Source organism: Streptomyces glaucus (genome assembly GCF_039533365.1).
GTDB lineage: Bacteria > Actinomycetota > Actinomycetes > Streptomycetales > Streptomycetaceae > Streptomyces > Streptomyces glaucus.
This window is the reverse complement of sequence record NZ_BAAATK010000049.1, coordinates 25,975-47,599: the sequence shown is the minus strand read 5'-3', so window position 1 is coordinate 47,599 and position 21,625 is coordinate 25,975. Positions and strand designations below refer to the sequence as shown.

Below are 21,625 nucleotides of genomic sequence, written 5' to 3'. Positions count from 1 at the left end.
CCCTCAGCCGAGACCTGCGTCACCCGTCCACAACCTCCCCGGACAGAACAGCTAGCCGGCCCGGGGGCCGTCCCCGTGACGGCCCCCGCCCGGCACGTCACGGGGCGGCCGTTGCCCCGGCACACGTCACGAAGCGGCTCCACGCGGCCGTCGTGAGGGTGAGGCGGGGGCCGTCGGGGGCCTTGGAGTCGCGGACGTGGACGGTGCCGGGGGCTGTCGCGATCTCCACGCAGTCGTTTCCGTCACCGCTGCTGCTGTGACTGCTCCTGCGCCACACCGACGTGGGGAAGTCCTCGGCGGAGGGGGTATGGGTCATGACTCTCCAAGCATCTGCTCGATGAGGGCCCGCGATTCTCGGGGCGTGAGGGCCTGGGCGCGGATCATGCCATAGCGCAGTTCGAGGATCCTCAGCTGCTTCGGGTCGGTCACCGGCCGCCCGGCGAACGCCCCGTCGGAGCGCCCGACCGCGGTGCCGTCGGAAAACTTCAACACCTCGATCAGCCCGCCCGTCCCGAAGCGGTCCTCGATGTCGGTCGGCATCACCTGGATCGACACGTGCCGCAACTTCCCGAGTTCCAGCAGGTGTTCGAGCTGCCGACGCCACACCATTCTGCCCCCGACCGGACGGCGGAGCGTCGCCTCCTCCTGGACGAAACTGAGCGCAGGTGCCGGTGACCTCTCGAAGACCGAACGCCGGGCCAGCCGTGCGGCCACCATCCGTTCGGTCTCCTCCTCGGTGTAAGCGGGAAGCCACACGTCGAACAGCGCCCGCATGTGCTCCTCGGTCTGCAGCAGGCCGTGGATGTTGTGATGGCTGTACAGCCCGATCTCGACCGCACCGGCCTCCAGCCTCGCCAGGTCCCGCACCTTCTTCGGATACCGGACCTTCGCCACGTCCTCCTTCATCGCGGCGAGCAGTCCGCCCGCCCCCAGCACCTCGTCCGCCTTCTCCAGGTACTCGGGCCGGGGGATCCGCTTCCCGCTCTCGACCTTGTAGACGAGGTCCTCGCCGTACCCCACCGCCGCCGCGAAGTCCGCGGCCCGCATGCCCACGGCCTCCCGGCGCAGCTTCAGCTGCCGCCCCACCGTGGCGACGACGGCCACCCCCCATTCGTCGTCCGGGTCGACCTCCCATCCCGGTTCGTCCGTTCCCGTCCCGTCCTCGGGCCGTACCGCCCCGCCGTCCACCGACATCCGCATCCCTTCGCCGTACGTGTGCGCCGTACGCGTCGTATCGCGACGGGGGCCACGGTAGGCGGGGCGGCGGCGCCGGGTGACGCGAACGGGCTCCGCGGCACGCCAACGGGTGACGTGGGCCGTTCCCGTGACCGGCGGGGTCCGTCTCCCGCGCGCGGCACCTGATCGATTCGGCACGGCGGGGTACCCGGGGACCATGTTCTTCTTCAGCAATCGGATCGGCTGCCTCGGCTCGCTGCTCGTCAGCCTGGTGGCGACCGTCGTCCTGATCATGATCTTCAGCCGCTGACCCGCCGGCCGGCCCGGTCCCGCCCGTCCGCGTCCCGGTCCCGGGGCACACGAAGGAGCCCCGCGCCTCGGGTCCGAAACGCGGGGCTCCGCTCCAATGCGCCCGGTGCCGGCGGGCGGCGCGGCGGGCCTCAGCCGCCGGGGCCGCGCTGCCGGGCCTCGTCCGCGAGGTGCCGGCCGGAGTCCCGTGCCTGCTCGGTGACCTGGCCGGTCTGGCCGCGCGCCTCCTCCTGCGTGGTGCGGGCGGCCTGTGCCGCGGTGTCCTTCACCTCCGCGGCAGCGCTCTGTGTCACCTCCTTGGCGCCTTCCTTCAAGTGCTGGGCGGACTCGGCGGCGGCCTGCTTCACCGGCTCCAGCGCCTCACCGCCGCGTTCCATCAGATCGGAGGCCTTCTGCTGCTCCGTCTGGGAGGCGGGCAGCAGCGAGGACGCCAGCAGCCCGACGCCGAAGGCGACCAGGCCGGCGGCCAGCGGGTTGCCCCGGGTCCGGCGGCGGGCCATGTCGGGCGCCTGCTGCACGGCCTGTCCCGCCTGGCCGACCGCCTCGCGTGCCGAGCCGGCCACCCGCCCGGTGCCTTCCTGGAGCGAGCCGGCCACCCGCCCGGTGCCCTCCTGCAGCGAGCCGGCCGCCGACTGCGCGGTGTGCGTCACGCCGTGTGCGGCGTCCGACGCCGTGCCCATGACCCGTTCGCGGATGCCCGACACCGCGCCGCGCATCTTCTCCGTGCGGCGGCGGACCACCCGCCGGGGGCTGGTGCGGTCGGCGAGCTGGTCCACGTCCGCGGACAGCTGGCCGCGCGTGGCCTCTATCTCGGCCCTCACTTGGTCGGGTGACGTGCCCATTCCGCGTTCTCCTTCATCGTCTCGACGGTTCGCTCGGGCTTCGGTGAGACGGTGCGCATCCGTGCGCGCCCCTTCTGGTACAGCACGGCCGCGACGACGGCCCACACCGCGGCGACGATCAGCGCGGCCCAGCCCCCGTCCATCACGTTGGCCAGCCCCAGCACGGCGGCCAGCGACAGGAACAGCAGGACCAGGTAGCCGGCGAAGCCGGCGCCGCCGTACATCCCGGCGGCCTTGCCCGCCCTGGTCGCCTCCTGCCTGACCTCGGCCTTGGCCAGCTCGACCTCCTGCCGGAAGAGGACCTGCAGGTCGGAGGTCACCACGGACAGCAGCTCACCCACGGACCTGTCCTGCCCCTGCGGCTCGGCCGAGCCGGGCGTGGGGGGGATCGAGGTCATCTCACACCTCCGGGTACGGACGGCCCGGCGTGCCGCTCGGCGGCGTGCCGACGGGCGGCGAGACCGGCGGTACGGGCGACGTCTGCGACGGGGCCTCCGCCATGGACGGCGTACGCGGCGGGACGTCCGTCACGGGCCCCGGAGCGGGTCCGGGCGGCAGCGGCCGGGTCGCCGGCGCGCCCAGTGCGTCCTGGTCCGGCGCGCCGGCGGCCCGCCCCGGTCCCGGCCCGCCGGACCGGGAGGCGGTTCCCGCCGCCTTCGCCAGGCGCCCGACCGCCAGCCCGGCCAGCAGCGCGCCGCCCAGGAAGGCTCCGGGACGCCGGCGGGCGAAGCCCTGGAGGTCGGCGACGAGGCCGTCGACCCCCTGCTTCTCCAGGTACTCGGCCGCCCGGTGCCCCTTGTCGGCCACCTGGACCGCCAGGCTGCGGGCGGGCGAGCCGTTCCGGGCGCCCTCGGCCATGCCGGAGAGGTCGTCGGCCCACTGCCTGAGCGCGCCGGCCGCGCGCCTGGTCTGTTCCTCGGCCTCGTCCATCGCACGGCTTCGCAGGTCGTCGATGACTGTGCCGGCCTGTTGCCGCGCCTCGCCCACCACGGCCCGGGCCTGGTCCGCCGCGGTCCCCGCGACCTGGGTCGCGGCCTGCTTGGCCTGGTCAGCCGTCGCGGAGGTCTCTGCCTTGACCTTCTCGCCGGTGCCCCCGGTTCCGGTCTGTACGGATTCACTCATCGGCGACTTCTCCTCATCGGATGTCTCGCGTTCGGTCCCGTGTCCCGGACGGCCCGGAGGCCGTACACCGGGCATGACACGTGACCGTCCGTCCCGGTCCGAGTGGCCATTTACGCCGGTTTGACACGTTTTGTCCGGAGGTGGGTCGGGTCGGGACCTCCGACGCGCGGGGCGGGAGCCCTCGGGTCCGGGCGGCCGGCCCGTCCGGCAGGCCCGCCCTCCGCGCGGCGCCGGTCGCCTGACGGCGCCTCGGGCCCGGACCGCCTCCCCGGTCCTCGGCCCCGCCCGCCGATGATCCGCGGACGCCCGTCGGCGTCCTGTCGGTGGTCCGCGGGTGCCTGTCGGCGATCTGTCGGCGGTCTGTCGGCCGGGGCTGGCACCGTCGTCGGCATGACACGAATCGACAAGACGACGAGCGGAACGTCCGCCGTCACCGTGCGCGGGCTGGTCAAGCGCTACGGCGAGACGAAGGCGCTGGACGGGGTCGACCTGGACGTGCGCGAGGGGACCGTCATGGGGGTGCTCGGGCCGAACGGGGCCGGGAAGACCACCCTCGTCCGGATCCTCTCCACCCTGCTGGTCCCGGACGCCGGGCGGGCGGTCGTCGCCGGCTACGACGTGGTGCGGCAGCCGCGGCAGCTGCGCCGGGTGATCGGCCTCACCGGCCAGTACGCCTCCGTGGACGAGAAGATCCCCGGCTGGGAGAACCTCTACCTGATCGGGCGGCTGCTCGACCTGTCCCGCAAGCAGGCCCGCGCGCGGGCCGACGAGCTGCTGGAGCGGTTCTCGCTGACCGAGGCCGCGAAGCGGCCGGCGGGCACCTACTCCGGCGGTATGCGGCGGCGGCTCGACCTGGCCGCCTCGATGATCGGGCACCCGGCCGTGCTGTACCTGGACGAGCCGACGACCGGACTGGACCCGCGGACCCGCAACGAGGTGTGGGACGAGGTCAAGCGCATGGTCGGGGACGGGGTGACCGTGCTGCTGACCACGCAGTACATGGAGGAGGCCGAGCAGCTCGCCACCGAGCTGACCGTGGTGGACCGCGGCAGGGTCGTCGCGAGCGGCGGCATCGAGGAGCTGAAGGCCCGGGTCGGCGGCCGTACGCTGCGCGTCCGCCCGGCCGACCCGCTCCAGCTGCGCCCGCTGGCCGCCGCCCTGGACGAACTGGGCATCACCGGGCTCGCCGGCACCACCGTGGACGACGAGCGCGGGGCGGTCCTGGTGCCGGTCCTCAGCGACGAGCAGCTGACCGCCGTGGTCGGGGCGGTCACCGCGCGCGGCATCACCCTCTCCTCCCTCACCACCGAACTGCCCAGCCTGGACGAGGTCTTCCTGTCCCTCACCGGCCACCGGGCCAGTGCCCCGCAGGACGCCCTGCCCGCCGACTCCCGCGAGGAGGTCTCCGTATGAGCGCCGCCACCGCCCCCGCCGCCGACACGCGCATCCCGCTGCGCGGCCACCTGCGCCACACCGGCGCGCTGGTCCGCCGCAACCTGCTGTGGATCCGGCAGGACCCGGAGTCGATGTTCGACGCCGTCCTGTTCCCGGTGGTCTTCACCCTGCTGTTCGTGTACGTCTTCGGCGGCTCCATCGGGCAGGCGCTCGGCGGCGGACAGGACCAGTACGTGCAGTACGTCGTGCCCGGCCTGATGGCCATGATGGGCATGAACATGGCCCAGGGGGTCGGCACCGGCTTCAACCAGGACTTCAACAGCGGGGTGATGGACCGGTTCCGGTCGCTGCCGATCGGACGCGGCTCCGTGCTGTTCGCGAAGATCGCGGTGGAGCTGCTGCGGATGCTGCTCGCGACGGCGATCCTGATGGTCGTCGCCGTGCTCGTGGGGTTCGACATCACCGACTGGCCGGGACTGCTGGCCTCCGTGGGGCTGTCCGCGGTGTTCGGCTCGGCCCTGATGTGGGTGTTCCTCACCCTCGGCGTGGTGATGAAGAACGCGCAGTCGGTGCAGGCGATGGGCTTCCTGGTGCTGCTGCCGCTGCAGTTCGGCTCGTCGATCTTCGCGCCGACCGACTCGATGCCGGGCTGGCTGCAGGCGTTCACCGACTACAACCCGCTGTCCTCGCTCGCGGACACCGCGCGCGGGCTGATGGTGGGCGGCCCGGTCGCGCACGACCTGTGGGTGACGCTGGCCTGGTCGGCGGTGCTCACCGCGGTGATGGCGCCGGTCGCGATCCACAAGTTCCGGACGAAGAACTGACGCGTCCCGCCCGGCGGCCCGCGCCGGACCGGGCTCAGACCAGGGCGGCGGCCTCCTCGGGGGAGAGGCCGCCGCCCTCGGCGTACGCGGCGTCGTACGCCTCGGCGCCGAGCGCGGCGCGGGTCCGCTCGACGGCCCGCTCGTGCGCGGCCCGCTCGTAGGCGCTGTCGACGTGACCGGGCGGCAGCGCCGCGTCGGCGGCGCCGAGGCAGCGGGCGGCGTCCCGGGCCCGGCGTCCGCCGTCGAGGCCGGCGAGGGCCAGCGCGGCGATCCTCAGGTACCCCGAGCGCATGCTCGGCGCGATGACCGCGGACAGCGGGTCGCCGGCCTTCGCCAGCGCCCGGCGTATCTTCTCCAGGGCCTCCTCGTTCCGGTCGTCGGCCGCGTCCAGCCATGCCTCGAACCCGAGGATGATCGCGTCGAAGACCACGAAGTGGGAGATGTCGAACTCCTCGCGCAGCAGCCGGAGTTGCTCGCGCGCCTCGGCGGTCCGCCCGGTCGCGCCCAGCCGGCCGACGAGGAAGAGCCGGGCGGCGGGCCCGGCCTCGTTGCCGTGGCCCTCCCGCCGGTCGATCACCTCGCGCAGCAGCCGCTCGCCCCGCTCGGTCTCGCCCGCCTCCAGCAGGGCGCTGCCCAGGCGGGAGGTGAGCACCGCCTTCTGGGCGTGGGCGCCGAGGCGTTCGGCGTGCTCGATCGCCGCCTCGTAGTCGGCGGCGGCGAGCAGGTAGGCGCCCTTGCGCTCGCGGGCCTCGCCACGTGCGGCGAGCGCCTCGGCGCTGCCCCAGGCGTCCCCGAGGCGCCGGTAGATCTCCAGCGCCTCGTCGGCGTCCCGGCCGGCGTCGCCCGCCCACTCGGGGCGGTTGGCGAGCAGGTTGGCGCGCATCTGGAGGCTGGAGGCGAGCTCCCAGTCGTATCCGGGGGTCTGCCGGCAGGTGCGGACGGCGGCGTCGACCAGGGCCCACAGCCGGTCCATGTCGCCGGTGAGCATCACGGCGTAGAACCAGAGCATGCCGGGGCTGCGGCAGGTCTGCGGCAGCCCCGGCTCGTACACCTTGCTGATGGTCCGCAGCTTCTGCTGGGCGCGCGGGTTCTGCCAGGCGTCCAGCTCCATGTCCATGCAGGCCAGATGAGCGAGGTGGACGCCGCGCCGGGCCTCCTGGAGGACCTCGCCGGTCATCGGGGGCGGCGCGGCCGTGCACGGCTCCGGCACGGGCGCGGCGCGGCGCACCGGCTCGGTGAACGGGTCGGGGCCGAGGGCCATGACCTCGCGGCACCAGGTGCGGGCCTCCGCGCGCAGGTCGCGCATCCGCCAGAACCAGACCAGCGACAGCGCCAGGCACAGCCCCTCCTGCTCGTCGCGGGCGGCGACGGCGTGCCGCAGCGCGGTGCGCAGGTTCTCGTACTCGCGCTCCAGCCGCCGGGCGGCGGCGAGCTGGTCCGGGCCGCGCAGCAGCGGGTCGGTGGTGCGGGCGAGTTCGCGGTAGTACGTCAGGTGCGCGCGTTCGGCGGCGGCCCGCTGCCCGGCCTCGTCCAGCCGCTCGCCCGCGTACTCGGCGACGGTCTCCAGCAGCTGGTAGCGCATCCCGCCGTCGTCCGCGGGGGCGGCCACGACGAGGGACTTGTCGACGAGCGAGCCCAGCGCGTCCAGCGCGCCCGGCCCGCACACGGCCTCGGCGGCGGCCAGGTCGCAGCCGCCCGCGAACACCGACAGCCGCCGCAGCACGTCGCGTTCGTCCTCGTCGAGCAGGTCCCAGGACCAGTCGACGACCGCGCGCAGCGTCTGCTGGCGGGGCAGGACGGTGCGGCTGCCCGAGGTGAGCAGGCGGAAGCGGTCGTCGAGCCGGTCGGCGATCTGCCGGGGCGTGAGCATCCGCAGCCGGGCGGCGGCCAGTTCGATGGCCAGGGGCAGCCCGTCGAGCCGCCGGCAGATCTCGGCGCACGACGCCGGGTCGTCCTCGACGCGGAAGCCGGGCCGGGCCGCGGCCCCCCGGTCGGCGAGCAGCCGCAGCGCCGCCGGTTCGGGCAGCGGCTCCACCGGCCGCAGCACCTCCCCCGCCACGCCGAGGGGTTCGCGGCTGGTGGCGAGGACGGTCAGCTGCGGGCAGCGGGCGAGCAGCTCCTCGGCGAGCCGGGCCGCCGCGTCGACGACGTGCTCGCAGTTGTCCAGGATGAGCAGCATCCGGCGCCGGGCGCAGTGCTCGACGAGCCGTTCGAGGGGGTCGTCGTGGCGGTCGGAGACGGCCCGCATCTCCTCGGCGCCGGCGCCGTACAGCACCGTCTCGCGGGCGCCGACGGCGGTGAGCACGGCCTCCGGTACGGCGTCCGGGTCGTCGACCGGCGCCAGCTCGGCCAGCCACACGCCGTCGCGGGCCGCGTCCCGCACGGTCTCCGCCGCCTCCTGCGACAGCCGCGTCTTCCCGGCGCCGCCGGGACCGAGCAGCGTGACGAGCCGGGCCGTGGCGAGGTCGCCCCGGATGGCGTCGATGTCGGCCTCCCGCCCGACGAAGGAGGTCAGACGGGCCCGGAGGTTGCCGGGGGGCGGGGAGCCGGCGGGTTCGGCGCGGGCGGGCCGCGGGGGCGGGGCGGGGTTGTCGTCCAGCAGCTGCCGGTGCAGCTCCCGCAGTTCCGGGCCCGGGTCGGAGCCCAGGCGGGCGGCGAGGAGGCGGCGTACGTCCTCGTAGGCGGCCAGGGCCTCGGCGGTGCGGCCCGCGTCGCGCAGGGCGCGCAGGCGCAGGGCCTGGAGGGACTCGTCCAGCGGGTGGCCGTCGCACAGGGCGGTCAGCTCGGGCAGGGACCGCCCGGCGTCGCCGAGGGCGAGCGCGGCGGTGTGCCGGGCGCGCAGCGCGTCCAGGCGCCGGGCCTCCCAGCGGGCCGCCTCGGCGGTGCGGTCGGGCAGGTCGGCGAGGGCCGGGCCCCGCCACAGGGCGAGGGCGTCGTCGAGGACGACGGCCGCCTTGGCGGCGTCGCCGTCGGCGAGCGCGCGCGTGCCCTCGCCGGTCAGCCGCTCGAAGCGGTGCAGGTCGACGTCGTCGGGCGCGGCGCACAGGCGGTAGCCGCCCTCCGCCGAGGCGACCGCGTCCGCGCCGAGCGCCCGGCGCAGCCGCCCGACCAGCGCCTGCAGCGCGCCGGTGGCGTCGGCGGGCGGGCCGCCGTCCCAGACCTCCTCGACCAGCAGGCCCACCGGCACGCTGCGGCCGGGCCGCAGGGCGAGGACGGTCAGCAGGGCGCGCAGCCGCGCCCCGCCGACCGGGACGACGGTGCCGTCGGGGCGGAGCGCCTGCGTGGTGCCGAGGATGCGGTAGCGCACGGGGTTCATTCTCTCCGGAGGCGTCGGGGCCGGTCACGGGGCTCCGGCGCCGCGCCGCCCCCACCGGCCCGCACCTACCGTATGTGCCGCGCATACGGCACACGGCACGAGGTGCCGGGCGGCCGCCGGTCCCGCTCCCCCGCCTTCCCCGGAACCCGAGCCCCCGCGCGGGACGTTGTCCCACCGCGTTCTCACCGTGTTCCTCCCGCGCCCGGTACCGTCGGGCCGTCCCACCCCGCGCACGAGAGTCCAGGGAGCCCCATGACCACCGCCACCATCCGCCCCGGCGACCGGAGGGTCAGCCCCGTCTTCGTGGGGATCCTGGCCGTCACGGCGGTCACGGGCTGGGCCACCTGGACCGGGTTCGCCGAGCAGCCCGGCGTGGCCGTGTTCCTCTTCGTCACGGCCGCCTGGATCGTCTCCCTGTGCCTGCACGAGTACGCGCACGCGCGCACCGCCCTGCACGGCGGCGACATCTCGGTCGGCGCCAAGGGCTATCTCACGCTGAACCCGATGAGGTACACGCACGCCCTGCTCAGCATCGTGCTGCCGGTGCTCTTCGTGATCATGGGCGGGATCGGCCTGCCCGGCGGCGCCGTCTTCATCGAGCGCGGGCGCGTCCGGGGCCGCTGGCGGCACAGCCTGATCTCCGCGGCCGGGCCGCTGACGAACGTGCTGTTCGCGGTGGTGTGCACGGCCCCGTTCTGGCTGGACGCGCTGGACGGCGTGCCCCGCGAGTTCCGGTTCGCGCTCGCCTTCCTCGCCCTGCTCCAGGTCACGGCCGCGATCCTGAACTTCCTGCCGGTGCCGGGCCTGGACGGCTACGGCGTCGTGGAGCCCTGGCTGTCGTACGGGGTGCGGCGGCAGCTGGAGCCGTTCGCGCCGTTCGGCCTGCTGCTGGTGTTCGCGCTGCTGTGGGTGCCGTCCGTCAACGCCGTCTTCTTCGACGCGGTCGACGCCGTCCTGCGGGCGCTGGGGACCGGCGACTTCGACACCTACTGCGGCTTCGAGCTGTTCCGCTTCTGGGACACGGACGAGATCTGCGCGGTCACGCCGTGACCCCGCGCAGCCGGCTCACCCGGTGGCGGAGCCGCCCCGTCCGGCCCGGTGGCGCTTGAGGTAGTACCAGGTCATGTTGGACGACAGCCCGGCCAGCAGCACCCAGACGATGCCCAGCCAGCTGCCCCGGACGAAGGAGATCACGGCCGCGGCCACGGAGAGCACGCAGACGATCAGGGTGTAGAGGGCGAGGCGGGGCATGGGGTCGGCTCCTGTCGGGGGACACTGCGCTTGTTCCTGCCGACCAGTGTCCCCCATCGCCTCATACGTCCGTGATCCGGAGCCCCGCGTGCGCCTTGTAGCGCCGGTTGACGGAGATCAGGTTGGCGACCAGCGACTCCACCTGGTGGGCGTTGCGCAGCCGTCCGGCGTAGATGCCGCGCATGCCGGGGATGCGCCCGGCGAGCGCCTGCACGGTCTCCACGTCGGCGCGCACCTCGCCGAGGACCATCACGTCGGTGTCGATCCGGTCGGTCTGCGGGTCCTGGAGCAGGACGGCCGACAGGTGGTGGAAGGCGGCGGTGACGCGGGAGTCCGGCAGCAGGGCGGCGGCCTGCTCGGCGGCGCTGCCCTCCTCGGGCTTCAGCGCGTAGGCGCCCTTCTTGTCGAAGCCGAGCGGGTTGACGCAGTCGACGACGAGCTTGCCGGCCAGCTCCTCGCGCAGGGACGCGAGGGTCGCGCCGTGGCCCTCCCACGGCACGGCGACGATCACGATGTCGCTGCGGCGCGCGCACTCGGCGTTGTCGGCGCCCTCGACGCCGTGCCCGAGTTCCCCGGCGGCGGCCCGGGCGCGCTCGGCGGCCCGGGAACCGATGATCACCTTCTGGCCGGCCCGGGCGAGCCGGTAGGCCAGGCCCTTGCCCTGCGGTCCGGTCCCGCCGAGCACCCCGACGACCAGCCCGGAGACGTCGGGCAGGTCCCAGGGGTCCTTGGCGGGGGCCTTCTGTGCACTGTCGGTAGAGGTCATGGGCCCGACCTTACGTCCGCGGCAGCGGGACCACGGGATCAGGTGAGGCCGCTCACGGGAACGCGCCGGAAGGTGATCGTCTCGTACGCGCCGAAGTCGCCGGTCTCGTACAGGAGCCCGACGGTGTCCTCGTCGACGCGGACGAGGTCGGAGTAGGCGGCGGGCAGGCCGTCGACGGTGTGCACCGGGCGCCAGGTGGTGCCGGCGTCGGTGGAGGCGCGCACCGTCATCAGGGCGCGGAAGCCGGGGTCGGCGGGGCCGGAGAAGAGCAGCACGTCGGGGTCGCGGAGCTGGAGCAGGCTGCCCTGGCAGACGGGGCCGGTCAGCCCGGCCTGCGGGCGGAAGCGCTTGACGAGGGTCCGCCCGCCGTCCCCGGAGTACGCGTCGGCGCGGTTGCCGGGGGACGGGGAGTCGTTGCGGGCGTTGAAGTAGACGCGGCCGTCGGGGAGTTCGGCGGCGGTGGTCTCGTTGACGTTGACGTAGCCGTCGGTGTTGTCGTCGACGTAGCCGATCCGCCAGGTGGCGCCGCGGTCGTCGCTGAGCAGGCAGTGGCCGCCGTTGTACCGGCCCTCGGTGCCGTCGTCCCCGCCGGCCGGCGGCAGGGAGTGGTTGGCGGGGACGACGACGCGGCCGCCGCTCAGCTGGAGGGCGTGGCCGGGCGTGGTGGCGTACCAGCGCCACTCGGGCCTCTTCACCGTCCTGGTGATCTCCCTGGGCGCCGACCAGGTGGTCCCGTCGTCGTCGCTGTGCCGCACCCACACCCGCCGCCCGTCCGCGGCGCCGACCGTGCCGCGCCGGATGGCGTCCTCGGTGGCGGAGGCCGCGTTGCGCACGTGGACGAGGAGGACCCGGCCGGTGTCGAGGACGACGGGGGCGGGGTTGCCGGCGAGGCCGGCGCCGTTCTCCGCGGCGACCTGGAGCGGGCCCCAGGTGCGGCCGCCGTCCGTGGACCGCTTCAGCACGATGTCGATGTGCCCGAAGTCGTCCCGCGAGTCGACCCGGCCCTCGCAGAAGGCGAGCAGGGTGCCGTCGCCCGTGGCGACGAGGGCGGGGATGCGGAAGCTGGCGTAGCCCTCCCGGCCGGCGCGGAAGGGGACGCTGGTCTGTGCCATGGGGGCTCCTCGGAACGGACGGCGGGCCTGCGGGTGGCTCTGGCCCATGCCCGTTCCGGGCGAACTCCCGGTGAACTCCGCGTCACGAGTGGTGACGCGGGCGGGGTGCGGCCGCCCGCCGCGGCCGGCGGCACACCGCGCGGTCCCGCCGGCGCTCCGCGCCGGCCCTCAGTCCTCGCCCCGGTCCCGCGCGGACGCGTCGTGCCAGCGGGGGTCGTTCTCCCACTGGAGGTCGCGCTCGCGGGCGAGTTCCATCGCGTGGGCGGCCTCGTCCCGGCCGGGGTACGGCCCGAAGCGGTCCTTGGCCGGGCACTCCGGCCCCTCCTCGACCTTCTGGTGCTTCAGGCAGTAGTACCACTCGCCGGGCTTGCCGGCCGTGCGCTTCCTGAACAGGGCCATGGGCAGCTCCTCTCGCCACCGACATGTTCCCCCACGCCCGCTGGTTAGACTCGCTGGCATGTCTGGCCAGTCGCTGCTCGTCCCGGGGAAGCTGTCCCCCGTCCGTTCCGTGCCCGGAAACATCCGCCGCCCCGAGTACGTCGGCAAGCCGGCGCCGACGCCGTACACCGGCCCGGAGGTGCAGACCCCCGAGACGATCGAGGCGATGCGCGTGGCCGGCCGGATCGCCGCGCAGGCGATGGCCGAGGCGGCCCGGCACATCGCGCCGGGCGTGACCACGGACGAGCTGGACCGGGTGGCGCACGAGTTCCTGTGCGACCACGGCGCCTACCCCTCGACGCTCGGCTACCGCGGCTTCCCCAAGTCCCTGTGCACCTCGATCAACGAGGTGATCTGCCACGGCATCCCCGACTCCACCGTCCTGCGGGACGGTGACATCGTCAACCTGGACGTGACGGCGTACATCGGCGGGGTGCACGGCGACAACAACGCCACCTACCTGGTCGGCGAGGTCGACGAGGAGAGCCGCCTGCTGGTGGAGCGCACCCGCGAGGCGCTGGACCGGGCCATCAAGGCGGTCCGGCCGGGCCGGCAGATCAACGTCATCGGCCGGGTCATCGAGTCGTACGCCAAGCGCTTCGGCTACGGCGTGGTCCGCGACTTCACCGGCCACGGCATCAACAGCTCGTTCCACTCCGGCCTGATCGTCCCGCACTACGACAGCCCGCACGCGACGACGGTCATGCAGCCCGGCATGACGTTCACGATCGAGCCGATGCTGACGCTCGGGACGCACGAGTACGAGATGTGGGACGACGGCTGGACGGTCGTGACCAAGGACCGCAAGCGCACGGCCCAGTTCGAGCACACGCTGGTGGTGACGGACACGGGCGCGGAGATCCTCACCCTCCCGTAGCCGGCTGCGGCCCGCGGCCCGTCCTCCCCGCGGGGCGGGCGGCCGGCGGGAGCAGCGGGCCGCGGCCGTGTGCGGGCGGGCGTCCGCGCCGGGCACGGCCGTGCTCCGGACCCCGGGCGGGCGGTTCCCGCTCCCGGCCCGGCTCAGCGTTCCAGCCGGACCCGCCCCCCGACCTCGACCCATCCCTCCGGCTGCGGGGCGGTGAGGATCTGGGAGCCCGTGCCCTGGACGATGTTCAGGGCACGGCCCAGCCGGTCGGTCAGCAGCAGGGCCGCGGCGCCGGTCGCCTCGTCCTCCTCGATGCCGTCCCCGCGCCCGGGAAAGCCCCGGGCGCGGACCCGCCCCGCGCTCTCGTCCTCCCACGCCCAGGCGTAGACCCACTCCCCCGCCGGCGGGACGGCCAGTTCCTCGACCTCGGCGGCGGTGGCGTACCGGCGCAGGGTGCGCGGCGGCGCCCACTCGGCCCGCGCCTCGATCCAGCTGAACTCACCGTCCTGCCGGGCGCCCACGACGCCGGCGGGCGTGACGAGTTCGGGCACGTCGAGCAGCCAGGCCACGCCGACGCAGGGGTAGCCGGCGAAGGGCAGCCGTGTGCCGGGCGTGTAGATGTCGATGACGCCGCGCTCGGGGTCGTCGACGAACACGGTCTCGCTGAACCCCAGCTTCGCGGCCAGTTCCTGCCGCTCGCCCGCGTCCGGCACCACGGATCCGTCCCGGACGACGCCGAGTTCGTTGCCGTATCCGCCGTTCGGCCCGCAGAAGACGCGCAGCACGTCGTAGTCGGTCACGGGGGCATTGAAGCATCACGGGCCGCGGTACCCGGTCCCGGCATCCGGGCTTCGCCCGGCCCCGGTAGGGTTCGCCTCCGGGAAGGGGAAGGTGAAGGTACCCGATGAGCAGGGATCGCGGCCCTTGGGGGCTCCGCAGGCTTGGCCGGGGCGTGCTGGCGGCGGCCTCGGTGACCGCTTTGTCGTTGACGGCGAACGGGTGCGTGGTGGTGCACGGGGAGCGCGAGGTGCTTCCGGCGGCCACCCGCGCCGAGGCCGCGCAGGCGCTCCGGCAGTTCACGTCCGCGTACAACAAGGCGGACCGGGCGTACGACAGTTCCCTGGACGCCGACCACACCACCGGCGCCCTCGCCGCCATCGACTCGGCCCGGCTGAAGGCGGGGCACGCCAACCATCCGGGCGGCAATCCCTCGCACACGCCGCTGGAGCTGACGGACGCGAGGTTCACCATCCCCAAGAAGGCGGGCTGGCCGCGCTGGTTCCTCGCCGACGCCAAGGGCAACAAGGGCGGTGACGTCCGCTGGCTGCTGGTGTTCACCCGCGACGGCCTGGACGAGACCTGGCAGGTGGCGTACCTGACGCTGGTGGCGCCCGGCGACGTACCCGGGTTCAGGACCGACCGGGACGGCTGGGCCGAGGCCGTCCCCGCCGACTCCGCCGGACTCGCCGTCCGCCCGCAGGAGTTGAGCGAGACGTACAGCGAGTACCTGGAGAGCGGCGGTGAGGACTTCGCGGCGGGCGCGCACACCAGCGACTGGCGGGCGCTGCGGAAGAAGAACGCGGCCCGGCCGGGGCTGGCCACGCAGTACATCGACGAGCCGCTGACGGACGGCGACTACGCGCCGCTGGCGCTGCGCACGGAGGACGGCGGGGCGCTGGTGTTCTTCGCCACGCGCCACTACGAGCGGCAGGTGGCCGCCCAGGGCGCCTCGGTGCCCACGCCGAACGCGGACGTGCTGGCGCTGACCAAGGGCGAGATCAAGCAGTCGCTGACGATGGAGTTCGTCTCCAACGAGGTCGCCCTGGACCCGAAGCGGGGCACGGGCGGCGGGAAGGTGGCGGTCCTGGGCCGCATCCAGGGGCTGACGTCGGCGCAGGGCGGGTAGGCCGCCGGTTTCAGTGGCGCAGGGGCCAGGCCGCGCCCGCGTGGCCGGCCTCCTCGCCGGCGTACCGGGCGCAGGCGTCGGTGAGATGCTCCAGCAGGCTGAGCGGGTCGGGCAGCGCGTGCTCGGGGCCGCGCACCCAGTGCACCGACTGGTCGCCGGGGAGCCGGGCGGGCGGGACGAGGACGTAGGAGCCGCGGCAGTGCCAGCGCAGGCCGGGATGCTCGTCCATGGTCTCGGGGTGGCAGTCCAGCTCGCACGGCCACCACTCGTCCTCGTCCTCGGGGGTGCCGCGGGTGAGGGTGAAGAACAGCATCCGGCCGTCGTCGCTCTCGGCGACCGGGCCGACCTCGATCCCGGCGTCGAGCAGCCGCCGGAGCGCCTCGCGGCCGGCCTGGAGGGGTACGTCGAGGACGTCGTGCACCATGCCGGTCGCGGTGATGAAGTTGGCCTGCGGCTGGTGCCGGGCCCAGCGCTCGATCTGGGCGCGGTCGGTGGTGGACTGCGTCTGCCAGGCGAAGGACACCGGGTGCCGGGCCGGGGTGGGGCAGCCGACGCGGTCGCAGGAGCACATGTAGCCGGCCGGGTGCGCGGCGGGCGCGAGGGGCAGGCCCGCGGCGGCGGCGGCGAGCAGCAGGGCCTCCCGGCCGCCGTCGCCGGCGGCCTCCTTCGGGCGGCGTCCGCGCAGCCACTGGGAGAGTTTGCCCCGCAGGCCGGTCCGGCCGCCGAACTCCGCGCTCATCTATCCCCTCGCCTCGCCGTCGTGCGGAACAGCATGCCTCATCGTCCCATCATCCCGCGCCGCGGGGGGGCACGGACGGCATACCGGGTACCGGGGGACGAGGCGCGCCCCGCCCCCGGCCCGCGGCCGGAACCCGCCCCCGCCGGGGTCCGCCGCCCCGCCGGGGGCGGGTTCCGGCCGGGGCGGGCGCTCACCGTGGCAGGAGGCCGTACAGCGCGTAGTCGACGAGGGTGTCGGTGTACTCGTGGGAGATCGGGCCGGTGCGCTGCAGCCAGCGCTGGGCGAGCGGGGAGACGAAGAGTTCCAGGGCGATGCGCGGGTCGACGTCCGCGCGGATCTGCCCGGCGTCCTGTGCGGAGCGCAGCCGGTCGGCGTAGAGCTGGAGCCCGGGTTCGAGCAGGCGGGCGAGGAAGACCCGGCCGAGCGGTTCGTTGACGACGCCCTCCGCGGCCAGGGCGCGGTACGGGGCGTCGTACTTCGGATCCCGCAGCTCGTCGACGGTGGCCCGCAGGACGGCCTTGAGGTCGGCGGCGAGGTCGCCGGTGTCCGGGAAGGCGTACTCCTCCTGCCCCGCCGCGCGCGCCGCCTGCTCGCCGAGGTCGAGGAAGGCCTCCAGCAGGACGTCCGCCTTCGACGACCACCACCGGTAGATCGTCTGCTTGCCGACGCCGGCGCGGGCGGCGATGCCCTCGACGGTGGTCCTGGGGTAGCCGACCTCGGCGACCAGCGCGAGGGCGGCGTCGTAGATGGCGCGCCGGGACCTCTCGCTGCGGCGGCCGGCGTCGGGGACGGGCTTGCCGGGGGCGGGCTGGGGTGGTTTCTGGACGGCCATGGGCCGAATCTATCAGCTTGACAAGACGGAACGTCTCGCCGGACAGTGGAGCGACTGGAGTGGCGAGACGAACCGTATCGTCACGTCGCTGTGGCTCGACGGGAGGAGTCCTCATGCCACGCAACGGAACCGGAGACATGCTGGGCGTCGGCGGCGCCCGGCAGAACCTCGGCCGCGCGGCCCTGCGCGGCGGCGGCCGGGGCGACCGGGTCGGCGGCGGACCCGACCGCCCGGCGCAGAAGCGGGAGCTGCTGCGCCGGCTCCGGCAGGAGCGCCGGGCCGGCCGGGACGCCGCCGGGCCGGCCGGGGACGGGCGTACGGCCGGGTCATGATCTCCATGTTGTGGCCGCCGGGGTCGTCGAAGTACGCGCCGCGCCCGCCGAACAGCCGGTTGATCCGCCCGGGTTCGGTGTGGCGCGGGTCGGCGTAGCAGGTGACCCCGGCCGCCTCCAGACGGCCGATCGCGGCGTCGGACGCGGTCTCGGGGACGAGGAAGGCGTAGTGCTGCGGCCGGATCGGCTCGTCCCGCTTCTCGTGGTGGTCGAGGGTGACGCCGTTGCCGAACTCGACGGGCAGGAACGGGCCGAACGGGGCGCCGACCTCCAGCCCGAGGATCGCGGCGACGAACCCGGCCGAGGTCTGCCTCCGGTCTTCGGTGACGGGACGCGCGCGGACGCGCTGGGGACGAAGACGCGGAGAAGGGGGCGGGGCTCTCGCCCGCCCTCGGCCGTGCTCGAGCGGGGAGGCCCCCGCCGCGCTCGCTCCGGGGCCGGGAACCTCACTCGTGCGTGGCCCATGGCCGACCCGGCGGTCACCCGGCCGACTCCAGTGATCGCCGCAGGGGCGGACAACGGCGTTTTCCGGCCGGGGCGGGGGCCCGGTGCCGCCGTGCCGGGGACGGGGCCGGGGCCGGGTGCCGCCGGAACCGGGGCGGGTCCCAAGGCGCCGGGGCGGGCCCTAGGGCGCCGGGGGCCAGGGGTCGCCCCAGTCGGTGTCGCGGGCCGCCCGGTACAGCTCGCCGTGGCGCTTGGTGACGGTGGCCCGGCGCAGGGCGGGCTCGGTCTCGCACAGGTCCAGCAGCACCTGGCCCTTGCGGATCTGCGGGCGCCGGACGACGCGGGCGGGGGCGGGCGCGACGGGGAAGCGGGCGGCGGCGACGTAGGCGAACTTCTCGTCCTCGTAGGCCAGGGAGCCGCCCTTGACCTGGCGGTGCAGGGAGGAGCGGCTGACCCGGGCCGAGAAGTGGCACCAGTCCGTGCCCGGGGCGATGGGGCAGGCGGCGCTGTGCGGGCAGGGGGCGGCGACGTGGAGGCCGGCGCGGACGAGGCGGTCGCGGGCCTCGAGGACGCGGGCGTAGCCGTCGGGGGTGCCGGGCTCGACGATCACGACGGCCTGGGCGGCGCGGGCGGCGGCGTCGACCACGGCGGCCCGGTCGGCGTCGGTCAGCTCGCCGAGGACGTACGAGACGGTGACGAGATCGGTGCTCTCGATGGTGAGCTCCGCTCCGATACGTGAGCGCCGCCACTCGGCGGTCCTCAGCGCCGGGTGCGCGGCGGCGAGCTCCCGCCCGAGCGCGAGCGCCGGCTCGGCCCAGTCCAGGACGGTGACCGGCCGCTCCCCCGGCCAGGTGGCGCCGACGGCCCAGGTCGCCGCGCCGGTGCCGCCGCCGACGTCCACGTGGCCGCCGGGCGTCCACCCGGGCGCCGCCTCGGCGAACGCCGCCAGCGCCGCGCACACCGCCTCGAACGTGGCCGGCATGCGGTACGCGGCGTACGCCGCCACGTCCGAGCGGTCCCGCAGCACCGGCGCGTCCGTCGGCGTCCGGCCCCGGTAGTTCGCGATCAGCCGCTCCACCGCCTGCGCCGCCGCCTTCGGCGGGAGCCCGTCGAGCAGCCCGGCCAGAGCGGCGCGGAGGGCGTCGGCGGGGGAAACGGAGGAGACGGGGGCGTTCACACGGCGATTCTACGGGGGCGCCGGGCGGCGGCGGGCCGGGCGGACCGGGGAGCGGCGGGCCGGGCGGACCGGGGAGCGGCGGGCCGGTGAGCGGCGGGCCGGGCGGCCCTCGTCACCTCCCCCGCACCGCCCGCGCCAGGCGGGTCCCGGCTGCCGCGCGGGCCCGGTTCAGGGGGTCGCGGCGTCGCGGGTGGACCGCGTTGGTCAGCAGGACCAGGAAGGTGTCCGTGGCCGGGTCCAGGACCAGGGAGGTGCCGGTGAAGCCCGTGTGGCCCGCCGCGCCGCGCCCGGCCAGCTCCCCCATGAACCACGGCTGGTCCAGGGCGAAGCCCAGTCCCGGCGGGGTCAGCAGGAGCTCGACGAAGTCGGGGCCGAGGATGCGGGCGGGGCCGTACGAGCCGCCCGCGAGCAGCGCGCGGCAGAAGACCGCGAGGTCCCGGCCGGTGGAGAACAGGCCCGCGTGGCCGGCCACCCCGCCCAGCGCCCAGGCGTTCTCGTCGTGCACCTCGCCCCGCAGCATGCCCCGGTCCGCCCTGGCCCACGGCCGCCGCTGGTCCTCCGTCGCCGCCGCCCGGGGGCAGGGGCCGAAGCCGGTCGCCGTCATGCCCAGGGGCCGGGTGATGCCGTCGCGGAGGAGGACGTCCAGCGGCCGGCCCGTGAGGCGTTCCAGGACGTGCTGGAGCAGCAGCATGTCCAGGTCGGAGCAGCAGTACGTGCCGGGGACCCCGACCGGCGGCTCGGCCCGCAGCAGCGCCAGGCGCTCGGCGTCGTCGGCGCAGCCGTGCAGCGGCAGTTCGGGCCGCAGCCCGGAGGTGTGGGTGAGCAGCTGCCGCACGGTGATGCCGTGCCGGGCCGCGGCGGGGAAGTCGGGCAGGTAGGCGCCCACCCGGGCGTCGATGCCCAGCGTGCCCCGCTCGATCTGCTGCACGGCCGCGACCGAGGTGAACAGTTCGGTGAGGGAGGCCAGGTCGAAGGGGGTGTCGACGGTCATCGGCACCCGGGCGCCGGGCGGCAGCTCGACGCCGCTGTCGGTGCCGGGGTCGTACGCCGCGTACCGCACGGCCCAGCCGGCCGCCTCCGCCACGGCGATCACCGGCCCGCGTCCGGCCACCACGACGGCGCCCGCCGCCCGGGGGCGTTCCCCGGCGGTGAGGTCGCGGACCTCCCGGACGAGCCGGCGCAGTTCGCCGGGGTCGAGTCCGGCCCGCTCCGGCGCGCCGTCGCGCAGCCGGGGCGTGCTCAGCTCTCCTCCCGCTCCCGCTCGGCCGTGCGGGAGCGGGGAGCATCCCCGTCCGGTGCGCCCGCGCGGGCGGCCCAGGGCCGGCACAGTCCCACGAAGCAGCCCAGCGCCACCAGCGCCGCGGCCAGCTGGACGAGCGCCATCGGCAGGGCGGTGTCCTCCCCGGCGACGCCGACCAGCGGGGAGGCGACCGCGCCGATGAGGAACGAGGAGGTGCCGAGCAGGGCGGACGCGGCGCCCGCGTTCTGCCGGACCCGCATCAGGGCGAGGGTCTGGGTGTTGGGCAGGGCGACGCCCATCGCCGACATCAGCACGAACAGGGCCGCCGCGACGGGCACCAGCCCGGTCTCGCCGAACACGCCGAGGGACATCAGCAGCAGCGCGGTCGCCGCGGCGATGACGACCGCGAGGCCGGCGCCCAGCACCCGGTCCAGCCCGACCCGGCCGACCAGCACCCTGCCGTTGATCTGGCCGACGGCGACCAGTCCGACCGAGTTGAGGCCGAACAGCAGGCTGAAGGTCTGCGGGGAGGCGCCGTAGATCTCCTGGATCACGAACGGGGAGGCGGAGACGTAGGCGAACAGCGAGGCGAAGGCGAAGCCGCCCGTGAGCATGTACCCGGTGAAGGCCCGGTCGGCGAGCAGGCCGCGCATGGAGCGCAGGGCCTCGCCGACGCCCCCGCCGTGGCGCTCCCCGGCCGGCAGCGTCTCGGGCAGCTTCGCCCACACCACGCCGGCCAGCAGCACCCCGACCACCGCCAGCAGGAGGAACACGCCCCGCCAGTCCGTCACGCGCAGGATCTGCCCGCCGATCAGCGGCGCCACGATCGGGGCGACCCCGGAGATCAGCATGAGGGTGGAGAAGAAACGGGCCATGGCCATGCCGTCGTAGAGGTCGCGGACGACGGCCCGCGCGATGACGATCCCGGCGGCGCCCGCGAGGCCCTGCACCAGCCGGAAGGCGACCAGGAGTTCGACGGTGGGGGCGAGGGCGCACAGGACGGTGGCGACGACGTAGACGGCGAGTCCGGCCAGCAGCGGGCGCCGGCGGCCCCACTTGTCGCTCATCGGCCCGACCACCAGCTGGCCGAAGGCCATGCCGGCCAGGCAGGCGGTGAGGGTGAGCTGGACGGTCGCGGCGGACGCGTGCAGGGACCGGGTGACCTCCGGCAGCGCGGGGAGGTACATGTCCATCGCGAGCGGGGGTATGGCGGTCAGGCCGCCGAGAATCAGGGTGACCAGCAGGCCGGTGCGGCGCAGCGCGGCGGGAGCGCTCCCCCGGCCGGGCGACGCGGCCGGCTGGGCCGGGACGGCCGCCGCGGCGCCGGCCGGGAGCCCGTCGCCCGCGGCCGCCGCGGCGTCCGGGCCGGCCGCCGGTGACGGGGTGTTCGGTATGGACGCCCCACGCTCGGGCATGTTCCCCTCCCTCTCCGAGTGATCCGCCCCCTATGGTCTCAGCTCGAACAGAGTGTCAGGTGTCACATCCGGTCGCCGCCAGGGGGCGGAACGGGCGCCCGGCGCGGTCCCCGGCGCGCCGCCC

22 protein-coding genes and 1 pseudogene are annotated in these 21,625 nt (G+C 75.2%); 6 read left to right on the top strand and 17 right to left on the bottom strand.

Features of this window, described 5'->3' with window-relative positions; genetic code table 11:
• Positions 1-97: 97 nt before the first annotated feature.
• The 5 genes from ABD363_RS27165 to ABD363_RS27145 all read right to left on the bottom strand — a co-directional run bounded on the left by ABD363_RS27165 (position 98) and on the right by ABD363_RS27145 (position 3,449).
• The gene (locus ABD363_RS27165; protein ID WP_344608142.1) at positions 98-316 is read right to left on the bottom strand and encodes a DUF397 domain-containing protein; all 219 of its coding nucleotides are present in this window, start codon (positions 314-316) and stop codon (positions 98-100) included.
• On the bottom strand, positions 313-1,194 hold the full coding sequence (locus ABD363_RS27160) for a helix-turn-helix domain-containing protein (protein WP_344608140.1): 882 nt from the start codon (positions 1,192-1,194) through the stop codon (positions 313-315). The genes ABD363_RS27165 and ABD363_RS27160 overlap by 4 nt, the downstream gene beginning before the upstream one ends.
• A 422-nt stretch (positions 1,195-1,616) precedes the next feature.
• The gene (locus ABD363_RS27155) at positions 1,617-2,327 is read right to left on the bottom strand and encodes a DUF3618 domain-containing protein (protein ID WP_344608138.1); all 711 of its coding nucleotides are present in this window, start codon (positions 2,325-2,327) and stop codon (positions 1,617-1,619) included.
• Entirely contained in the window at positions 2,303-2,725 is a 423-nt protein-coding gene (locus ABD363_RS27150; protein WP_344608137.1) for a phage holin family protein, read from the bottom strand. Before ABD363_RS27150 ends, ABD363_RS27155 begins: the two co-directional genes overlap by 25 nt.
• Before the next feature lies 1 nt (position 2,726).
• Positions 2,727-3,449, bottom strand: a complete 723-nt coding sequence (locus ABD363_RS27145; protein WP_344608135.1) for a hypothetical protein — start codon at positions 3,447-3,449, stop codon at positions 2,727-2,729.
• A gap of 390 nt (positions 3,450-3,839) precedes the next feature.
• Between ABD363_RS27145 and ABD363_RS27140 the strand changes: the two genes are divergently transcribed.
• Positions 3,840-4,862, top strand: a complete 1,023-nt coding sequence (locus ABD363_RS27140) for an ATP-binding cassette domain-containing protein (RefSeq protein ID WP_344608134.1) — start codon at positions 3,840-3,842, stop codon at positions 4,860-4,862.
• On the top strand, positions 4,859-5,668 hold the full coding sequence (locus ABD363_RS27135) for an ABC transporter permease (RefSeq protein ID WP_344608132.1): 810 nt from the start codon (positions 4,859-4,861) through the stop codon (positions 5,666-5,668). Before ABD363_RS27140 ends, ABD363_RS27135 begins: the two co-directional genes overlap by 4 nt.
• Before the next feature lie 34 nt (positions 5,669-5,702).
• Here the strand turns inward: ABD363_RS27135 and ABD363_RS27130 are convergent, their stop codons facing one another.
• The gene (locus ABD363_RS27130) at positions 5,703-8,984 is read right to left on the bottom strand and encodes an AfsR/SARP family transcriptional regulator (RefSeq protein ID WP_344608130.1); all 3,282 of its coding nucleotides are present in this window, start codon (positions 8,982-8,984) and stop codon (positions 5,703-5,705) included.
• Positions 8,985-9,236: 252 nt separating this feature from the next.
• Between ABD363_RS27130 and ABD363_RS27125 the strand changes: the two genes are divergently transcribed.
• A complete protein-coding gene (locus ABD363_RS27125) occupies positions 9,237-10,034 on the top strand; it encodes a site-2 protease family protein (RefSeq protein WP_344608128.1) in 798 nt (265 codons plus the stop codon).
• 15 nt (positions 10,035-10,049) lie between these two features.
• Here ABD363_RS27125 and ABD363_RS27120 read toward each other — a convergent pair whose 3' ends face one another.
• The 4 genes from ABD363_RS27120 to ABD363_RS27105 all read right to left on the bottom strand — a co-directional run bounded on the left by ABD363_RS27120 (position 10,050) and on the right by ABD363_RS27105 (position 12,512).
• Positions 10,050-10,235, bottom strand: coding sequence for a hypothetical protein (locus ABD363_RS27120; protein ID WP_344608126.1), 186 nt, complete (start codon positions 10,233-10,235; stop codon positions 10,050-10,052).
• Between the two features lie 61 nt (positions 10,236-10,296).
• Complete coding sequence (gene npdG / locus ABD363_RS27115) at positions 10,297-11,001, bottom strand: NADPH-dependent F420 reductase (RefSeq protein ID WP_344608124.1); 705 nt, start codon at positions 10,999-11,001, stop codon at positions 10,297-10,299.
• Positions 11,002-11,039: 38 nt separating this feature from the next.
• The gene (locus ABD363_RS27110; RefSeq protein WP_344608122.1) at positions 11,040-12,113 is read right to left on the bottom strand and encodes a sialidase family protein; all 1,074 of its coding nucleotides are present in this window, start codon (positions 12,111-12,113) and stop codon (positions 11,040-11,042) included.
• A gap of 168 nt (positions 12,114-12,281) precedes the next feature.
• Positions 12,282-12,512 carry a hypothetical protein gene (locus tag ABD363_RS27105; RefSeq protein WP_344608120.1) on the bottom strand — a complete coding sequence of 77 codons (231 nt, stop codon included), beginning with the start codon at positions 12,510-12,512 and terminating at the stop codon, positions 12,282-12,284.
• A 58-nt stretch (positions 12,513-12,570) separates the two neighbouring features.
• On the opposite strand from ABD363_RS27105, the gene map reads away from it, so the two are divergent.
• Positions 12,571-13,428, top strand: a complete 858-nt coding sequence (gene map, locus ABD363_RS27100; RefSeq protein WP_344608119.1) for a type I methionyl aminopeptidase — start codon at positions 12,571-12,573, stop codon at positions 13,426-13,428.
• 143 nt (positions 13,429-13,571) lie between these two features.
• On the opposite strand, the gene ABD363_RS27095 is transcribed toward map, so the two are convergent.
• Positions 13,572-14,216: a PhzF family phenazine biosynthesis protein gene (locus tag ABD363_RS27095; protein ID WP_344608117.1), complete on the bottom strand. Its 645-nt coding sequence runs from the start codon at positions 14,214-14,216 to the stop codon at positions 13,572-13,574.
• Between the two features lie 104 nt (positions 14,217-14,320).
• Here ABD363_RS27095 and ABD363_RS27090 point away from each other — a divergent pair, with 104 nt between their 5' ends.
• Positions 14,321-15,322 (top strand): SCO2278 family lipoprotein, encoded by a 1,002-nt coding sequence (locus ABD363_RS27090; RefSeq protein WP_344608115.1) that lies wholly within the window; start codon positions 14,321-14,323, stop codon positions 15,320-15,322.
• Between the two features lie 10 nt (positions 15,323-15,332).
• On the opposite strand, the gene ABD363_RS27085 is transcribed toward ABD363_RS27090, so the two are convergent.
• Positions 15,333-16,061 carry a bifunctional DNA primase/polymerase gene (locus ABD363_RS27085; protein WP_344608113.1) on the bottom strand — a complete coding sequence of 243 codons (729 nt, stop codon included), beginning with the start codon at positions 16,059-16,061 and terminating at the stop codon, positions 15,333-15,335.
• A gap of 190 nt (positions 16,062-16,251) precedes the next feature.
• Entirely contained in the window at positions 16,252-16,893 is a 642-nt protein-coding gene (locus tag ABD363_RS27080) for a TetR/AcrR family transcriptional regulator (protein WP_344608111.1), read from the bottom strand.
• A 113-nt stretch (positions 16,894-17,006) separates the two neighbouring features.
• Between ABD363_RS27080 and ABD363_RS27075 the strand changes: the two genes are divergently transcribed.
• Entirely contained in the window at positions 17,007-17,225 is a 219-nt protein-coding gene (locus ABD363_RS27075) for a DUF6243 family protein (protein ID WP_344608109.1), read from the top strand.
• Here ABD363_RS27075 and ABD363_RS27070 read toward each other — a convergent pair.
• The 4 genes and pseudogenes from ABD363_RS27070 to ABD363_RS27055 form a co-directional block, all read right to left on the bottom strand.
• A pseudogene (locus ABD363_RS27070) lies at positions 17,200-17,538 on the bottom strand (VOC family protein); the annotation flags it as partial. The gene ABD363_RS27075 and the pseudogene ABD363_RS27070 overlap by 26 nt on opposite strands.
• A gap of 312 nt (positions 17,539-17,850) precedes the next feature.
• Positions 17,851-18,846, bottom strand: a complete 996-nt coding sequence (locus ABD363_RS27065; protein ID WP_344608107.1) for a small ribosomal subunit Rsm22 family protein — start codon at positions 18,844-18,846, stop codon at positions 17,851-17,853.
• 112 nt (positions 18,847-18,958) lie between these two features.
• Positions 18,959-20,074: a serine hydrolase domain-containing protein gene (locus tag ABD363_RS27060; protein ID WP_344608146.1), complete on the bottom strand. Its 1,116-nt coding sequence runs from the start codon at positions 20,072-20,074 to the stop codon at positions 18,959-18,961.
• 11 nt (positions 20,075-20,085) lie between these two features.
• Positions 20,086-21,501: a multidrug effflux MFS transporter gene (locus ABD363_RS27055; RefSeq protein ID WP_344608105.1), complete on the bottom strand. Its 1,416-nt coding sequence runs from the start codon at positions 21,499-21,501 to the stop codon at positions 20,086-20,088.
• Between the last annotated feature and the right edge of the window lie 124 nt (positions 21,502-21,625).

Excerpts from the sequence above, each read along its gene's own strand:
- ABD363_RS27075 (WP_344608109.1), top strand. The coding sequence starts at position 17,007 with ATGCCACGCAACGGAACCGGAGACATGCTGGGCGTCGGCGGCGCCCGG.
- ABD363_RS27105 (WP_344608120.1), bottom strand. The coding sequence starts at position 12,512 with ATGGCCCTGTTCAGGAAGCGCACGGCCGGCAAGCCCGGCGAGTGGTAC.
- npdG (WP_344608124.1), bottom strand. The coding sequence starts at position 11,001 with ATGACCTCTACCGACAGTGCACAGAAGGCCCCCGCCAAGGACCCCTGG.
- ABD363_RS27155 (WP_344608138.1), bottom strand. The coding sequence starts at position 2,327 with ATGGGCACGTCACCCGACCAAGTGAGGGCCGAGATAGAGGCCACGCGC.
- map (WP_344608119.1), top strand. The coding sequence starts at position 12,571 with ATGTCTGGCCAGTCGCTGCTCGTCCCGGGGAAGCTGTCCCCCGTCCGT.
- ABD363_RS27120 (WP_344608126.1), bottom strand. The coding sequence starts at position 10,235 with ATGCCCCGCCTCGCCCTCTACACCCTGATCGTCTGCGTGCTCTCCGTG.
- ABD363_RS27130 (WP_344608130.1), bottom strand. The coding sequence starts at position 8,984 with ATGAACCCCGTGCGCTACCGCATCCTCGGCACCACGCAGGCGCTCCGC.
- ABD363_RS27150 (WP_344608137.1), bottom strand. The coding sequence starts at position 2,725 with ATGACCTCGATCCCCCCCACGCCCGGCTCGGCCGAGCCGCAGGGGCAG.
- ABD363_RS27110 (WP_344608122.1), bottom strand. The coding sequence starts at position 12,113 with ATGGCACAGACCAGCGTCCCCTTCCGCGCCGGCCGGGAGGGCTACGCC.
- ABD363_RS27125 (WP_344608128.1), top strand. The coding sequence starts at position 9,237 with ATGACCACCGCCACCATCCGCCCCGGCGACCGGAGGGTCAGCCCCGTC.
- ABD363_RS27055 (WP_344608105.1), bottom strand. The coding sequence starts at position 21,501 with ATGCCCGAGCGTGGGGCGTCCATACCGAACACCCCGTCACCGGCGGCC.
- ABD363_RS27085 (WP_344608113.1), bottom strand. The coding sequence starts at position 16,061 with ATGAGCGCGGAGTTCGGCGGCCGGACCGGCCTGCGGGGCAAACTCTCC.
- ABD363_RS27140 (WP_344608134.1), top strand. The coding sequence starts at position 3,840 with ATGACACGAATCGACAAGACGACGAGCGGAACGTCCGCCGTCACCGTG.
- ABD363_RS27080 (WP_344608111.1), bottom strand. The coding sequence starts at position 16,893 with ATGGCCGTCCAGAAACCACCCCAGCCCGCCCCCGGCAAGCCCGTCCCC.
- ABD363_RS27160 (WP_344608140.1), bottom strand. The coding sequence starts at position 1,194 with ATGTCGGTGGACGGCGGGGCGGTACGGCCCGAGGACGGGACGGGAACG.
- ABD363_RS27165 (WP_344608142.1), bottom strand. The coding sequence starts at position 316 with ATGACCCATACCCCCTCCGCCGAGGACTTCCCCACGTCGGTGTGGCGC.
- ABD363_RS27145 (WP_344608135.1), bottom strand. The coding sequence starts at position 3,449 with ATGAGTGAATCCGTACAGACCGGAACCGGGGGCACCGGCGAGAAGGTC.
- ABD363_RS27090 (WP_344608115.1), top strand. The coding sequence starts at position 14,321 with ATGAGCAGGGATCGCGGCCCTTGGGGGCTCCGCAGGCTTGGCCGGGGC.
- ABD363_RS27135 (WP_344608132.1), top strand. The coding sequence starts at position 4,859 with ATGAGCGCCGCCACCGCCCCCGCCGCCGACACGCGCATCCCGCTGCGC.